Origin of the sequence: Pseudomonas sp. BIGb0381 (assembly GCF_024809815.1) — a bacterium.
Classification (GTDB): domain Bacteria; phylum Pseudomonadota; class Gammaproteobacteria; order Pseudomonadales; family Pseudomonadaceae; genus Aquipseudomonas.
The window spans coordinates 406,346-421,894 of record NZ_JANUEN010000001.1; the positions used below are offsets into that span (position 1 = coordinate 406,346).

The following is a 15,549-nucleotide window of genomic DNA, read 5'->3' on the forward strand; positions in this document are numbered from 1 at the left end:
CCTATGTCGCTAAATTTCCCGCTGTTGCTGGTCATCGCCGTTGCCGTTTGCGGTCTCCTGGCGTTGCTCGATCTGGTGTTCTTCGCCCCGCGTCGGCGGGCGGCTATCGCGTCCTATCAGGGCAGCGTCAGCCAGCCCGATGGCCTGGTGATCGAGAAGCTGAACAAAGAGCCCTTGCTGGTTGAATACGGCAAGTCGTTCTTTCCGGTGTTGTTCATCGTGCTGGTGCTGCGTTCGTTCCTGGTGGAGCCGTTTCAGATCCCGTCGGGCTCGATGAAACCTACCCTGGACGTGGGTGACTTCATCCTGGTGAACAAGTTCTCCTACGGGATTCGCCTGCCGGTGATCGACAAGAAGGTCATCGAAGTCGGTGACCCGCAGCGCGGCGATGTGATGGTGTTCCGCTACCCAAGCGACCCGAACGTCAACTACATCAAGCGTGTGGTGGGCCTGCCGGGCGACGTGATTCGCTACACCAGCGAGAAGCGTCTGTTGATCAATGGCGAGTCAGTGGCCGAGAAGTTGATCGGTTCCGAACCGAACAGCCTGGGCAGTGCCGAGCTGTACCAGGAAAAACTCGGGGCGGTAGAGCACGAAATCCGCAAGGAAATGAGCCGCTACCGCGCCATGCCTGATGGCGAGTGGAAAGTGCCGGCCGGGCACTATTTCATGATGGGCGACAACCGCGACAACTCCAATGACAGTCGCTATTGGGATGACCCCAGCATTCCCAAGGATCTGCTGGGCATGGTTCCCGACCAGAATATCGTCGGCAAGGCCTTTGCGGTCTGGATGAGCTGGCCGGAACCCAAGCTCAGCCACCTGCCGAACTTCTCGCGGGTCGGGCTGATCAAGTAATACAAGCGGCGCTGTGAACACAGCGCCGAATGCTTTTCTGGGGCTTGGACATTTTCCGTCCCCGTGCAATACCAACCAGGATTTGAATTTGAACACTGCGTCAATCGTCGATGGCCGCCGGTGCCACCACACAGATATGGGTAAACCGTGACCGTTTCTCTAAGTCGTCTCGAGCGCCAGCTCGGCTACACCTTCAAGGATCAGGAATTGATGGTCCTTGCCCTCACACACCGCAGCTTTGCAGGGCGTAATAACGAACGCCTGGAATTTCTCGGTGATGCCATCCTCAATTTCGTCGCCGGTGAAGCCCTGTTCGAGCGCTTTCCCCAAGCCCGTGAAGGTCAGCTGTCGCGTTTGCGCGCACGGCTGGTAAAGGGCGAGACCCTGGCCGTACTGGCCCGTGGTTTTGGTCTGGGTGAGTACCTGCGCCTCGGCTCCGGTGAGTTGAAGAGCGGTGGGTTCCGCCGTGAGTCGATCCTGGCCGATGCGCTTGAGGCGTTGATCGGTGCGATCTACCTCGATGCAGGCATGGAAGCGGCCAAGGAGCGCGTCACCGCGTGGCTGACCTCCGAGATCGAAAGCCTCACGCTGGTCGACACCAACAAGGATCCGAAGACCCGCCTGCAGGAATTCCTGCAATCGCGCGGTTGTGACCTGCCACGCTACGAAGTGGTGGATATCCAGGGTGAGCCCCATTGCCGCGTGTTCTTCGTGGAATGTGAAATCACCTTACTGAATGAAAAAAGCCGAGGTCAGGGTGTGAGCCGTCGTATTGCCGAACAGGTAGCGGCCGCTGCAGCACTGATTGCCCTGGGCGTGGAGAATGGCCATGACTGATTCAACCGCAACACGCTGTGGCTATGTTGCCATCGTCGGCCGCCCGAACGTGGGCAAGTCCACGCTGCTGAACCATATCCTCGGCCAGAAGCTTGCAATCACCTCGCGCAAGCCGCAGACCACCCGCCACAACATGCTGGGCATCAAGACCGAAGGCAGCGTGCAAGCGGTGTATGTCGACACCCCGGGTATGCACAAAGGCGGTGAAAAAGCCCTCAACCGCTACATGAACAAGACCGCTTCGGCGGCGTTGAAAGACGTCGACGTGGTGATCTTCGTGGTCGACCGCACCAAGTGGACCGACGAAGACCAGATGGTCCTCGAGCGTGTGCAGTACGTCACCGGGCCTTTGATCGTCGCGTTGAACAAGACCGACCGTATCGAAGACAAAGCCGAGCTGATGCCGCACCTGAGCTGGTTGCAGGAGCAACTGCCGAACGCGCAGATCATGCCGATCTCGGCCCAGCACGGCCACAACCTCGAAGCCCTGGAGCGCGTGATCGCCGGCTACCTGCCGGAGAACGAGCACTTCTTCCCGGAAGACCAGATCACCGACCGCAGCAGCCGTTTCCTCGCCGCCGAACTGGTGCGTGAGAAAATCATGCGCCAGATGGGCGCCGAGCTGCCGTACCAGATCACCGTCGAAATCGAAGAGTTCAAGCAGCAGGGCAAGACCCTGCATATCCATGCGCTGATCCTCGTCGAACGTGACGGCCAGAAGAAAATCATCATTGGCGACAAGGGCGAGCGCATCAAGCGCATCGGCACCGAAGCGCGCAAGGACATGGAATTGCTGTTCGATTCCAAGATCATGCTCAACCTGTGGGTGAAGGTGAAGGGTGGTTGGTCCGATGACGAGCGCGCTCTGCGTTCCCTCGGTTACGGCGACCTGTAAGAACACCGCAGGGCAAAAAATGTGGGAGGGGGCTTGCTCCCGATGGCGGTGAGTCAGTTAATAAATAAGTGACTGACACACTGCCATCGGGGGCAAGCCCCCTCCCACATTAGGTTTGTGTTGTTTTCAAGATAGAGAACCCATGTCCCAATCCCAACCCCCCAGCCAACTCGCCTACGTCCTGCACAGCCGCGCCTACCGTGAGACCAGCGCGCTGGTGGATTTCCTCACGCCGCAAGGCCGCCTGCGCGCGGTGTTGCGTAGCGCGCGGGGCAAGGCGGGGACATTGGCGCGGCCCTTCGTGGCATTGGACGTGGAGTTTCGCGGCAAGGGCGAGCTGAAAAACGTCGGCCGCCTGGAAAGCGTCGGCACTTCCGCCTGGCTCAATGGCGATGCACTGTTCAGCGGCCTCTACCTCAATGAATTGCTGATCCGCCTGTTGCCCGCCGAAGACCCGCACCCGGCTGTCTTCGATCACTACGCCGCCACCTTGCTGGCCCTGGCAGAAGGCCGCCCCCTGGAGCCGCTGCTACGCGCCTTCGAATGGCGCCTGCTCGACGACCTGGGCTACGGTTTTGAACTGAACAACGACCTGCATGGCGAGCCCATCGCCGCCGACGGCATGTACCGCCTGCAAGTGGATGCGGGCCTGGAGCGTGTGTACCTGCTGCAACCGGGCCTGTTCCAGGGTACCGAGCTGCTGGCCATGAGCGAGGCCGACTGGAGCGCACCCGGTGCGTTGTCCGCCGCCAAGCGCCTGATGCGCCAGGCCCTGGCTGTGCACTTGGGCGGTCGGCCGCTGGTCAGTCGCGAGTTGTTTCGAAAGCCCTGACATCCCCGTGTATGCTGTGCAGCGTTTCTTTCCCCTTTTCAGGAGCGCTTCCGTGACCACCAGCAATCGCATTCTTCTTGGCGTCAACATCGACCACGTCGCTACCCTGCGCCAGGCCCGGGGCACTCGTTACCCTGACCCGGTCAAGGCCGCGCTGGACGCCGAAGAAGCGGGCGCCGACGGCATCACTGTGCACCTGCGCGAAGACCGCCGTCACATCCAGGAGCGCGATGTGCTGCTGCTCAAGGACGTGCTGCAAACCCGCATGAACTTTGAGATGGGCGTCACCGAAGAAATGATGGCCTTCGCCGAGCGCATCCGCCCGGCGCACATCTGCCTGGTCCCGGAAACCCGCCAGGAACTGACCACCGAAGGCGGCCTCGACGTAGCCGGCCAGGAAGCGCGGATCAAGGCTGCGGTGGAGCGCCTGTCGAAGATCGGCAGCGAAGTGTCGCTGTTCATCGACGCCGACGAGCGCCAGATCGAAGCGTCCCGCCGTGTCGGCGCGCCGGCCATCGAACTGCACACCGGCCGTTACGCCGACGCCACCACACCGACCGAAGTGGCGGATGAACTGCAGCGCATCATTGACGGTGTGAACTGCGGCCTTAATGAAGGCCTGATCGTCAACGCCGGCCACGGCCTGCATTACCACAACGTCGAAGCGGTGGCTGCGATCAAGGGCATCAACGAGCTGAACATCGGCCATGCGCTGGTGGCCCATGCGCTGTTCGTCGGGTTCAAAGGCGCTGTGGCCGAGATGAAAGCCCTGATCCTGGCGGCCGCCAAGCGCTGACCGCAGATTCACCTGTAGGAGCGAGCACGCTCGCTCCTACAGGTGTGCGCCGTCTTTGTGTCATGCGGCAATGCGAAGCCTTACTGTTTAGCCAATGCAGGTGTATCGTATCTGCCCTTTGCAGGCCCTGCGCCTGCGGCAGATACGTGAGGTTGTTGTGTCCCGATCCTTTTCCCGTCGACAAATCCTGGGTGGTCTTGCAGGCCTGGCCGTAGTGGGCGTCGGTGCCGGTGGCGCCTACCGCTACTGGCTGGGGAAGGTCGCCGAAGCCGAAGCGGGGCACGATTACGAACTGATCGCCGCGCCGCTCGATGTAGAGCTGGTGCCGGGGCACAAGACCGAAGCCTGGGCCTTCGGCCCTTCGGCACCTGGCACCGAGTTGCGCGTGCGCCAGGGTGAGTGGCTGCGGGTGCGCTTTATCAACCACCTGCCGGTCGCCACCACGATCCACTGGCACGGCATCCGCCTGCCGCTGGAAATGGACGGCGTGCCTTACGTCTCGCAATTGCCGGTGTTACCCGGCGAATACTTCGACTACACATTCCGCGTGCCCGATGCTGGCAGCTACTGGTATCACCCCCATGTGAACAGCAGCGAAGAACTCGGCCGAGGCCTGGTCGGCCCGCTGATCATCGAAGAGCGCGAGCCCACCGGTTTCAAGCACGAACGCACCCTCAGCCTGAAGAGCTGGCACGTGGACGAAGAGGGCGCCTTCGTCGCCTTCAGCATTCCCCGTGAAGCCGCGCGTGGCGGCACGGCCGGGCGCCTGTCGACGATCAATGGCGTATCCCAGGCGGTGATCGACCTGCCGGCCGGGCAGATCACCCGCGTGCGCCTGCTCAACCTCGACAACACCCTGACCTATCGCATCAACATCCCCGACGTCGAGGCGCAGATCTACGCCCTGGACGGCAACCCCGTCGAGCCGCGCCCGCTGGGCAAGGAATACTGGCTGGGCCCGGGCATGCGTATCTGCCTGGCGATCAAGGCGCCGCCGGCGGGCGAAGAACTGTCGATCCGTAACGGCCCGGTGCGCCTGGGCACTTTCCGCTCAGTCGCCAACACCGATGCACCGAGCGAATGGCCCCCGGCATTGCCCGCCAACCCGATTGCCGAGCCGGACCTGGCCAATGCGGAGAAACTCAACTTCAATTTCGAGTGGGTCGGCTCCGTATCGGTGGATAACGGCAAGCCGCCGAGCCTGTGGCAGATCAACGGCCAGGCCTGGGACATCACCGACAAGACCTGCGCCGACCGACCGATTGCCAAGCTGGAAAAAGGTAAGAGCTACATTTTCGAATTGAAAAACATGACCCAGTACCAGCACCCGATCCACCTGCACGGCATGAGCTTCAAGGTGATCGCCTCGAACCGCCACAAGGTGATCCCGTATTTCACCGACACTTACCTGCTGGGCAAGAACGAACGCGCCCGCGTGGCATTGGTGGCGGACAACCCTGGGGTGTGGATGTTCCACTGCCACGTGATCGACCACATGGAAACCGGTCTGATGGCCGCCATCGAGGTGGCGTGATGCGCCAGTTTCGCCCCACGGCGATTATCGACCGCAGCCGCGATCAGGATTTCATGCGCGAAGCCCTGGCACTTGCCGCCCAAGGCGCGACGCTGGGCGAAGTGCCGGTGGGCGCGGTGCTGGTGCAGGACGGTGAAATCATTGGTCGCGGCTTCAACTGCCCGATCAGCGGCCATGACCCCAGCGCCCATGCCGAAATGGTCGCTATACGCGCGGCTGCGCAAGCGGTCAGCAACTACCGCCTGCCGGGCAGTACGCTGTACGTGACCTTGGAACCGTGCAGCATGTGCGCCGGCCTGATCGTGCATTCACGAATTGCGCGGGTGGTGTATGGCGCGTTGGAGCCCAAGGCAGGGATCGTGCAAAGCCAGGGGCAGTTTTTTACCCAGGGCTTTCTGAACCATCGGGTGTTGTTTGAAGGCGGTGTGCTGGCGGAGGAGTGCGGCACGGTGTTGAGCGAATTTTTCAAGGCACGCCGGGCCAAGCCCCCGCTCTAAAAAAACTGATGAGCAAATGTGGGAGGGGGCTTGCCCCCGATAGCAGAGTGTCAGCCACCACATCTATGGCTGATACATCGCTATCGGGGGCAGCCCCCTCCCACATTTGGATCTCTGTTTCCGGGAGATTAGCGGTTACTTCTTGGCGATGATGACCGCCCGCATCGGCGCCGGCAGCCCTTCAATCGTCTTGCTGTGATCCTGCGGATCGAGGAAGTCGCTGAGGGACTGATACTTCATCCACTCCGTCCCGCGCTGTTCCTCCACCGTAGTCACGCTCACATCCACACACCTCACATCACTGAACCCGGCACGCCGCAGCCACAGCATCAATGCCGGTACCGACGGCAGGAACCACACGTTACGCATCTGCGCATAACGGTCTTCCGGCACCAGCACCTGTTGCTGATCGCCTTCCACTACCAGGGTTTCCAGGACCAGTTCGCCGCCCTTGACCAGGGTGTCCTTCAGCGCCAGCAGATGCTCGATCGGCGAGCGACGGTGATAGAACACACCCATGGAAAACACTGTGTCGAAGCCTTCCAGGTTCGCCGGCAGGTCTTCAAACGGGAACGGCAGGTGCCAGGCCTTGGGTTCGGACAGGTAACGCTGTACGGCTTGGAACTGGCAGAAGAACAGCCAGTTCGGGTCGACGCCAATCACGCTGTCGGCCCCGGCGCCGAGCATGCGCCACATGTAGTAACCGTTGCCGCAACCGACATCGAGAATGCGCTTGCCCTTCAGGTCCAGGTGCGGGGCCACACGCGACCACTTCCAGTCCGAGCGCCATTCGGTGTCCACATGCACACCGAACAGGTGGAACGGGCCCTTGCGCCACGGGCTCAAGCCCATCAGCGCGGTGTGCATCTGCGCGCGGGTGGCATCGTCGCAATCGGTGTCCAGCACCAAGCCATTGAGCAAGTCGACTTCGCTGGGCTGGATCTTTGGCAGCGCGTCCAGGGCACTCTGCCAACGCTCCAGGTCGCCATGACCCTTTTCCATCTTGCTATCGAGCTGCGCTTGCAGGCCTTGGGCCCATACAGCCAGAGGGGTGCCGACCAGATGGCGGGCGAGGGGGGACAGATCAATCATGGCAAGGCAATCAACGAGGCAAAGTTAAGACACTGGAACCACGGCACGACTTTCGAGAACCCGGCCGCCAGCAGGCGTTCGCGGTGTTCTTCGAGGCTGTCGGGCTTCATGACGTTTTCGATGGCGCTACGCTTCTGGGCGATCTCCAGTTCGCTGTAGCCGTTGGCGCGTTTGAACGCGATATGCAGGTCGGTGAGCAGTGCCTGTTCTTCAAGGTCGTTGAAGCGCAGCTTTTCCGAAAGGATCAATGCACCGCCGGGCAGCAATGACTGGCGGATACGCCCGAGCAACGCCAGGCGCTCATCCGGGGCGATGAATTGCAGGGTGAAGTTCAACGCCACCACCGAGGCCGGTTGGAACTGCAGCGCGAGGATATCGCCGTCGATTACCTCGACCGGCAGCAGCTCCTGGAACATCGAGTCCTGGCCATTGAGGTATTCGCGGCAGCGCTCGACCATGGCCGCCGAGTTATCCACAGCGATCACTCGGCAACCGTCCGTGCGCACATGGCGACGTAAGGCCTGGGTCACCGCACCCAGGGACGAGCCCAGGTCGTAGAGCACGCTGTTCGGTTGGGCAAATTGCGCCGCGAGCACGCCGAGGTTTTCGACAATCGTCGGGTAACCGGGCACCGAGCGCTTGATCATGTCCGGGAACACCCGCACCACGTCCTCGTTAAAGGCGAAGTCCGGCACCTGGGGCAGGGGCTGGGCGAATAGGCGATCGGGTTCTTTGCTCACGGTTGTTCCGGCGACGAGGGGGAAAGGCCGGCATTTTAGCCAAGTTGGTCAGCGGATGCGCGGGTTGTCTGATGGAAAGCCGAGGCGGTGATGCCCCATTGGCCGAGCCAGTAAGTTGTGATCAACAAATACGGCGCGGCCTCGAACGACAGCACAAACCGATTGATGCCGATCAGCGTGTCGGAAAATACAAACGACACCGCCCCCGCCGCCGCCAGCAGCGCCGAGCGTTTCGGCACATCGCTGCCCAGGCGTGCCAGCGCGCGCCAAAGCATGGCGCTGATCACCAGTGCGTAAACCACCACCGGTATCAGCAGTTCACCGAGGCCGTGGGAGATCAGGATGCTCAGCAGGATCGCGCCCACACCCAGCGCCAATACCAACGGCAACAGCGCCAAGCGGCGGCAGTCGCTGAAATAGGCTTTGAGATAGGCCAGGTGCGCAAACAGGAAGGCGCCGAGGCCGAAGATAAACAGGTCGCCCGGCCAGGCGAGCAATACATCGCCGACCAGGGAAAAAATCAGCCCGAGGCTGATCCAGCGTCGATAGTCAGTAGGCGGCGCATCATGTAGCCAGCCCAGCAGCGCCAGTACCGGCAGCGGCTTGACCAGCAGGCACAGCAACGTGGCATGGGTGCTCAGGCCGTAGATAAAGGTGCCTGCGCCCATCAGCGCAAGAATCAGCCATGGCATATCAGTTCACCGTAATGGCGCAGTCGAAGGTCTCGGCGGGCTCGGCTTCCGGTTCCCAGGGTTGCTGGGAGGTCAGGCGCAAACGACCCTGGCCGGCCGTGAAAGCCTGGAAGCGCCAGGTGGACTGGCCTCCGCCACCGACCACACCGGATTCCGAGCTGCTGTACACCTCGGGGCTCAGTGCGCGCAGTACGCCTCCGGCGGAATCCTGGATGGCCCAGCGATAACCCGTGGTTGGGTTGCTTGGCAGGGTGAGGATCAGGTTTTGCCCGGTTTTGAGTTGCAGCGGACAAGCGCCCTGTTCTTCCACGGTGACGTTTTGCTTCGGCGCACTGGCGCAGGCGGCGAGCAGGCAAAGGCTCAGGGGGAGAAGCAGGCGGGCAGCGGTCATGGGGGCTCCGTTGTTTGGCGACGAAGACCGAGCATAACCGAAGATGAGACAAGTTGTGACAAGAGGGCCGCAGAGTGCCCTTCGTGGCGAACCGGCTTGTTGTGGCGAGCAGGCTTGCCCTGCGTTGGGCTGCGAAGCAGCCCCTTTTAAAAGACCCCATTCTTTCCGGAAGAATGGGGTCGTTAGTTTTGGGTCTGCTGCGCAGCCCAACGCAGGGCAAGCCTGCTCGCCACAGGGGCAGGCTCAGGCTAGTGAAATATCAGAAGAGCACCTTCGCCACATCCGCAAAGCGTTTGGCAAAGTGCACCGTCATGCCTTCCTTCAGGTACTCCGGCAACTCTTCGAAACTGCCGCGATTGGGCTCCGGCAAGATCAACTCGTGAATCTTCTGGCGCCGCGCCGCAATCACCTTTTCACGCACCCCGCCAATTGGCAGCACATGCCCGGTCAACGTCAGTTCGCCAGTCATGGCCACGCCTTTTTTCGGCGCTTGATTGCGGGCCAGGGACAGCAGCGCGCTGGCCATGGTCACCCCGGCGCTCGGGCCGTCCTTCGGCGTGGCGCCTTCCGGTACGTGCAAGTGCACGAAGGCTTCGTCGAAGAACTTCGGATCGCCGCCAAACGACTTCAGGTTGGAGCTGATATAGCTGTAGGCGATTTCGGCGGATTCTTTCATCACCTCACCCAACTGCCCGGTCAGCTTGAAGCCGCGATTGAGGGTGTGGATGCGCGTCGCCTCGATCGGCAACGTAGCGCCACCCATGCTGGTCCAGGCCAGGCCGGTGATCACACCGGTACCCGACAACACCTGCTCGTTGCGGAACACCGGCATGCCGAGGGAGCTTTCCAGGTCCTTGTTGCCGATCTTGATCACCGAGTTCGGCGCGTCCAGCAGCTTGACTACCGCCTTGCGCACCAGTTTGCCCAGCTGTTTCTCCAGCTGGCGCACCCCGGCCTCTCGGGCGTAACCGTCGATCAGTGCGCGCAGGGCGCCGTCGCTGATGCTCAGGCTGTTTTTCGAAACGCCAGCTTTTTCCAGCTGTTTTGGCCACAGGTGGCGTTTGGCGATGGCGACTTTTTCTTCGGTGATATAGCCCGACAGGCGAATCACTTCCATACGGTCCAGCAGCGGGCCGGGAATCGAGTCCAGGGTGTTGGCGGTGCACACGAACAGCACCTTGGACAGGTCCAGGCGCAGGTCCAGGTAGTGGTCGAGGAATTCGACGTTCTGCTCCGGGTCGAGGGTTTCGAGCAGCGCCGAGGCCGGGTCGCCCTGGTAGCTCTGGCCCATTTTGTCGATCTCGTCGAGCATGATCACCGGGTTCATCACCTCCACGTCCTTGAGCGCCTGCACCAGCTTGCCCGGCATGGCGCCGATGTAGGTGCGGCGATGGCCCTTGATCTCGGCCTCGTCGCGCATGCCGCCGACGCTGAAGCGATAGAACGGCCGCCCGAGGGACTCGGCGATGGATTTGCCCACGCTGGTCTTGCCCACGCCCGGCGGGCCCACCAGCAGCACGATGGAGCCGGCGACTTCGCCTTTATAGGCGCCCACCGCAAGGAATTCGAGAATGCGGCTCTTGATGTCATCCAGGCCGGCATGGTGCTTGTCCAACACCTTGCGCGCGTGTTTGAGGTCGAGTTTGTCCTCGCCATACACGCCCCATGGCACCGAGGTGGCCCAGTCCAGGTAATTGCGCGTCACCGCGTATTCCGGTGAGCCGGTTTCGAGGATAGACAGTTTGTTCAGTTCTTCATCGATACGTTTTTTCGCCTGGGCCGGCAGCACCTTGCCCTCCAGGCGTTGCTCGAACTGTTCGACGTCGGCGCTGCGGTCGTCCTTGGTCAGGCCCAGTTCCTGCTGGATGACCTTGAGCTGTTCCTTGAGGAAGAACTCGCGCTGGTGCTCGCCGATCTTGCGGTTCACCTCGGCGGAGAGTTCTTTTTGCAGGCGTGCGACTTCCACCTCCTTGCGCAGCATCGGCAGGACTTTTTCCATGCGTTTGAGCATTGGCACGCAGTCCAGCACTTCCTGCAGCTCATTACCGGTGGCCGACGTGAGGGCGGCGGCGAAGTCGGTGAGGGGCGACGGGTCGTTGGGGCTGAAGCGGTTGAGGTAGTTCTTCAGCTCTTCGCTGTACAGCGGGTTGAGCGGCAGCAGTTCCTTGATCGCATTGATCAGCGCCATGCCGTAGGCCTTGACCTCGTCGGTCGGATCGCTTGGCTGGTGCGGGTATTCGACTTCCACCAGATACGGTGGGCGGTGGTGCTTGAGCCAGGTTTTGATCCGCACGCGGGTCAGGCCCTGGGCGACGAATTGCAGCTTGCCGTTCTCGCGGCTGGCGTGGTGCACCTTCACCAGGGTGCCGTACAGCGGCAGGGCGGAGGTGTCGAAGTGGCGTGGGTCTTCCGGCGGCGTGTCCATGAAGAACAGGGCGAGGGAGTGGTGGTCGGATTTGCTCACCAGCTCCAGGGTCTCGGCCCACGGCTCTTCGTTGACGATCACCGGCAGCACTTGCGCCGGGAAGAACGGCCGATTGTGGATCGGGATGATGTAGACCTTGTCCGGCAGGTTTTGCCCAGGCAGGGCCAGGCCGGTATTGGACGAAGGGGTTTCAGCGTTTTCGGGGTCGGCGTAATCGTTGAGGTCGTAATCAGGGAATTCTTGCTGGTCGCTCATGGGGCACCTGCATAAGGAAGTATGCAGGTTAGATGGGGCGGGGTAGCAGTGGTTTCAATGGTGGGGGTGAGATAGCAACATATTGCATGAAATTACTGCGGCGACTTGGTCAATGTGGGTCAGCTGATTTTGTGGAGGTAGGCGGGGAGTGGCTGTTCTGGCAGCACCGACAGCACTTTCAGACGCTGCAACATCCGCTGCCGCGCCCGCTGCAAATGCTCGCGCAGGTTCAACGCGGCCGCATCGAATGCGCCATGCAGCAGCAGTTCCAAAATCAAGCGATGTTCGGCGAGCATCGCCGGATCAGCGCCGATGCCCAGCAATCGGTAAAAAATCCGGCTGATAATCATCGGGCTCTGGCCTTGGCGAATCAGCGCGGCAATCTTGCGGTTTTGCAGGCCGGCCAGGCAGCGCTGGTGCAGGTCCTCTTCGATCTGCTCGATGGCTTCCAGGCTGCACTGCGGGCTGTCCTGGGCATCCAGCACGCGCTGCAGCATGGCTTCAAGCATGTCGCGGTCGAGGTTCGGGGCACTTTGGCGCAGGGCTTCGGGTTCCAGGCAGGCGCGCAGTTCGTAATCCTCGGTGACCTCCCGCGCGGTCAGTGGCCCCGCCAGCCATTGGGAATAGGGCTCTTTTTCCACCAGGCCACGGTCGCGCAGGCGCATCAGCGCCTCACGCACCACCGCGCGGCTGACGCCATAGTGGTCGGCGGCGGCCTGTTCATCCAGGCGGTAATGGCCAAAGGCGATGCAGGTGGACAGCGCCGCGCCGATTTCCTCGACGATGCGCTCGCCCAGCGGCCGGGTGTCCACCAGTTCGGCCTCGCCATTGAGGCCCAGGTGCGCATGGCTCAGGGGCAGGCGCAGCGGTTCCATGGCCAGGCCTTCGGGGTTGATCAGGTAACCCCGGCCGTTGAAACGGCAGATCAAGCCCTCAGCGTGCAGCAGGTCCAGCGCCTTGCGCACCGGCACGCGGCTGGTGCCGAACAGCTCGGCCAGGGGCGCTTCCAGCAATACCAGGCCATGGCGGGCGGTGCCGTTGACGATCGCGTCGCGCAACACCTGGTGAATCATCGCGTAACGGGAGGCCGAGGCGGACACTGCTTTCATCGATTTCTCAAAGGCATGTAGGACGGTGGCCGGGGATTCTCTCATAAGTTGCGCCTGTCACTCTGCGCCACGTCGGTGGCACTTTTTTGGGGCCTTGAATGTAGGAATGTTACTTTTCTGCACCAAAATGTACTTATTAATAAAAGGTACATTATTTCATCGGAGGCGCTTCGCAAGCGTGGCGCAAGGTTTTTTTCCATCGAGCAACACCATCTATCCCGTAGCTCTGGGTAAAAATGCGTAATCGCGTCAAGAGCGCTACGCAGAGACTGGCACGAAAGCTGCCTTTGTAAAATGTACATTTTATGAATATGTACGTTTTATGAGGTTTCCCTGATGTCAGACGCCACTTCACTGGCCGAGGATTTCGCCAGCGGTCGCAGCGACCCGGTGCAAGTCCTTGAGCAGGCACTCGATCAAGCGAGCCGCTCGACCAGCGTATTTATTTCCCTGACCGCCGAGCGCGCCCGCCGTGAAGCCGAAGCGTCCGCCGCCCGTTGGCGTGCCGGCCAGCCCTTGAGCGTGTTCGACGGCGTACCCCTGGCCTGGAAAGACCTGTTCGATGTGGCCGGCAGCATCACCACCGCGGGCGCCGCCTACCGCCGTACTGCGCCCGCCGCGTTGCTCGACGCCCCCAGCGTGGGCCTGTTGTGCCGTGCCGGGATGGTCAGCGTCGGCAAGACCAACCTCAGCGAACTGGCCTATTCCGGGTTGGGCCTGAACCCGCATTTCGGCACGCCGCACAATCCCCATGGCACGGACCATGCGCGCATTCCCGGGGGCTCGTCGTCCGGGTCGGCGGTGGCGGTCGCGGCCGGTATCGTGCCGATCGCCATGGGCACCGACACCGCCGGTTCCATCCGCATTCCGGCGGCGCTCAACGGATTGGTGGGGTACCGCAGCAGCAGCCGACGCTACAGCCGCGACGGTGTGTTTCCCTTGGCCCACTCCCTCGACAGCCTCGGTCCGTTGACGCGCAGCGTGCGCGATGCCTTGGCCATCGACGACCTGCTCCATGGCCGTACCCAGCAGCACAGTGCCCGCCGCCTGAAAGGGCAGCGTTTTGTGTTGGAACAGGGCGTGCTGGCCGACGTGGAGCCTGCCGTGCGCAACAACCTGCTGCGCGCCGTTGAGCGACTGAAGGCGGAAGGCGCGCTGATTGAAGAGCGTGAAAGCCCCCCGTTCCAGGCCACCCTGGACCTCATCAAGCACCAAGGCTGGCTCGGCGCGTTCGAGGCCTTCGCCCTGCACCAGTCCCTGCTCGACAGCACTGATGCCGAGCAACTCGACCCCCGTGTGCGCCGCCGCCTTGAAGCCGCGCGCGGATTGCCGGCCAGCCAACTGATCCACCTGACCGAGGCGCGCCGCCGCCTGCAACAGCAACTGCTCGACGACCTCGACGGCGCGATCCTGATCACCCCCACCGTCGCCCATGTCGCCCCGGCGTTGGCACCGCTTGAAGCCGACGACGAACTGTTCGTCAAAACCAACCTCGCCACCCTGCGCCTGACCATGCCCGGCAGCTTTCTCGACATGCCAGGCGTCAGCTTACCCAGTGGCCGTGATGCCCAGGGCCTGCCCACCGGGCTGCTGCTCAGCGCCCCGACAGGAGAAGACGCGCGGCTGTTGCGCGCGGCCTTATCCGTCGAATCCGTACTCAACATTTAAGGAGACACACCATGGCTAAAGACATCCTCTGTGCATTTGGCGTCGACGTCGACGCCGTCGCCGGCTGGCTCGGTTCCTATGGCGGCGAAGACTCGCCCGACGACATCTCCCGCGGCCTGTTCGCTGGTGAAATCGGTGCGCCGCGCCTGCTCAAACTGTTCGAACGCTACGGCCTGCGCACCACCTGGTTTATCCCCGGCCACTCGATGGAAACCTTCCCCGAGCAGATGAAGGCCGTGGCCGACGCCGGTCACGAAATCGGCGTGCATGGCTACAGCCACGAAAACCCGATTGCGATGACCGCCGAGCAGGAAGAAATCGTCCTCGACAAGTCCATCGAACTGATCACCCAAGTCACCGGCAAGCGTCCCACCGGCTACGTCGCGCCGTGGTGGGAATTCAGCAAGGTCACCAACGAGCTGCTGCTGAAGAAAGGCATCAAGTACGACCACAGCCTGATGCACAACGACTTCCACCCCTACTACGTGCGCAAGGGCGACAGCTGGACCAAGATCGACTACAGCCAGCACCCCGACACCTGGATGAAACCCCTGGTGCGCGGTGAAGAAACCGACCTGGTGGAGATCCCGGCCAACTGGTACCTCGACGACCTGCCGCCGATGATGTTCATCAAGAAAGCCCCCAACAGCCACGGTTTCGTCAACCCGCGTCACCTCGAAGAAATGTGGCGCGACCAGTTCGACTGGGTCTACCGCGAGCACGAACACGCGGTGTTCACCATGACCATCCACCCCGACGTGTCCGGCCGCCCGCAAGTGCTGCTGATGCTCGAGCGCTTGATCGAACACATCCAGAGCCATGCCGGAGTGCGCTTCGTCACCTTCGACGAAATCGCCGACGACTTTATCCGCCGCCAACCGCGTACCTGATCCCAACCCAAGCAGCCCCCACCTCCCGAGGCGCGATT

At 62.0% G+C, this 15,549-nt stretch carries 15 protein-coding genes; 9 read left to right on the plus strand and 6 right to left on the minus strand.

Features of this window, described 5'->3' with window-relative positions; genetic code table 11:
* Positions 1–3: 3 nt before the first annotated feature.
* The 7 genes from lepB to tadA all read left to right on the plus strand — a co-directional run bounded on the left by lepB (position 4) and on the right by tadA (position 6,249).
* A complete protein-coding gene (gene lepB / locus M2397_RS01970) occupies positions 4–858 on the plus strand; it encodes a signal peptidase I (RefSeq protein WP_131698295.1) in 855 nt (284 codons plus the stop codon).
* Between the two features lie 147 nt (positions 859–1,005).
* Positions 1,006–1,695, plus strand: coding sequence for a ribonuclease III (rnc, locus tag M2397_RS01975; RefSeq protein WP_027604662.1), 690 nt, complete (start codon positions 1,006–1,008; stop codon positions 1,693–1,695).
* Positions 1,688–2,590, plus strand: coding sequence for a GTPase Era (gene era / locus M2397_RS01980; RefSeq protein WP_027604661.1), 903 nt, complete (start codon positions 1,688–1,690; stop codon positions 2,588–2,590). Before rnc ends, era begins: the two co-directional genes overlap by 8 nt.
* A 142-nt stretch (positions 2,591–2,732) precedes the next feature.
* A complete protein-coding gene (recO, locus tag M2397_RS01985) occupies positions 2,733–3,422 on the plus strand; it encodes a DNA repair protein RecO (protein WP_131698294.1) in 690 nt (229 codons plus the stop codon).
* A 52-nt stretch (positions 3,423–3,474) separates the two neighbouring features.
* Positions 3,475–4,218, plus strand: coding sequence for a pyridoxine 5'-phosphate synthase (gene pdxJ / locus M2397_RS01990; protein ID WP_027604659.1), 744 nt, complete (start codon positions 3,475–3,477; stop codon positions 4,216–4,218).
* Positions 4,219–4,375: 157 nt separating this feature from the next.
* Entirely contained in the window at positions 4,376–5,752 is a 1,377-nt protein-coding gene (locus M2397_RS01995; RefSeq protein ID WP_145335210.1) for a multicopper oxidase family protein, read from the plus strand.
* Positions 5,752–6,249: a tRNA adenosine(34) deaminase TadA gene (gene tadA, locus M2397_RS02000; protein ID WP_145335208.1), complete on the plus strand. Its 498-nt coding sequence runs from the start codon at positions 5,752–5,754 to the stop codon at positions 6,247–6,249. Before M2397_RS01995 ends, tadA begins: the two co-directional genes overlap by 1 nt.
* Before the next feature lie 135 nt (positions 6,250–6,384).
* Here tadA and cmoB read toward each other — a convergent pair whose 3' ends face one another.
* The 6 genes from cmoB to M2397_RS02030 form a co-directional block, all read right to left on the minus strand.
* The gene (gene cmoB, locus M2397_RS02005; RefSeq protein ID WP_065938637.1) at positions 6,385–7,341 is read right to left on the minus strand and encodes a tRNA 5-methoxyuridine(34)/uridine 5-oxyacetic acid(34) synthase CmoB; all 957 of its coding nucleotides are present in this window, start codon (positions 7,339–7,341) and stop codon (positions 6,385–6,387) included.
* A complete protein-coding gene (gene cmoA, locus M2397_RS02010) occupies positions 7,338–8,081 on the minus strand; it encodes a carboxy-S-adenosyl-L-methionine synthase CmoA (protein WP_131698289.1) in 744 nt (247 codons plus the stop codon). The genes cmoB and cmoA overlap by 4 nt, the downstream gene beginning before the upstream one ends.
* A gap of 35 nt (positions 8,082–8,116) precedes the next feature.
* A complete protein-coding gene (locus M2397_RS02015) occupies positions 8,117–8,773 on the minus strand; it encodes a lysoplasmalogenase (RefSeq protein ID WP_131698288.1) in 657 nt (218 codons plus the stop codon).
* Between the two features lies 1 nt (position 8,774).
* A complete protein-coding gene (locus M2397_RS02020; protein ID WP_131698287.1) occupies positions 8,775–9,164 on the minus strand; it encodes a protease inhibitor I42 family protein in 390 nt (129 codons plus the stop codon).
* Positions 9,165–9,423: 259 nt separating this feature from the next.
* Positions 9,424–11,844: an endopeptidase La gene (lon, locus tag M2397_RS02025; RefSeq protein WP_131697436.1), complete on the minus strand. Its 2,421-nt coding sequence runs from the start codon at positions 11,842–11,844 to the stop codon at positions 9,424–9,426.
* Between the two features lie 119 nt (positions 11,845–11,963).
* On the minus strand, positions 11,964–12,953 hold the full coding sequence (locus M2397_RS02030; RefSeq protein WP_027604651.1) for a GntR family transcriptional regulator: 990 nt from the start codon (positions 12,951–12,953) through the stop codon (positions 11,964–11,966).
* 336 nt (positions 12,954–13,289) lie between these two features.
* On the opposite strand from M2397_RS02030, the gene M2397_RS02035 reads away from it, so the two are divergent.
* A complete protein-coding gene (locus tag M2397_RS02035; protein ID WP_259242191.1) occupies positions 13,290–14,621 on the plus strand; it encodes an amidase in 1,332 nt (443 codons plus the stop codon).
* 11 nt (positions 14,622–14,632) lie between these two features.
* Positions 14,633–15,511 carry a polysaccharide deacetylase gene (locus tag M2397_RS02040; protein WP_003234086.1) on the plus strand — a complete coding sequence of 293 codons (879 nt, stop codon included), beginning with the start codon at positions 14,633–14,635 and terminating at the stop codon, positions 15,509–15,511.
* The last annotated feature ends 38 nt before the right edge of the window (positions 15,512–15,549 follow it).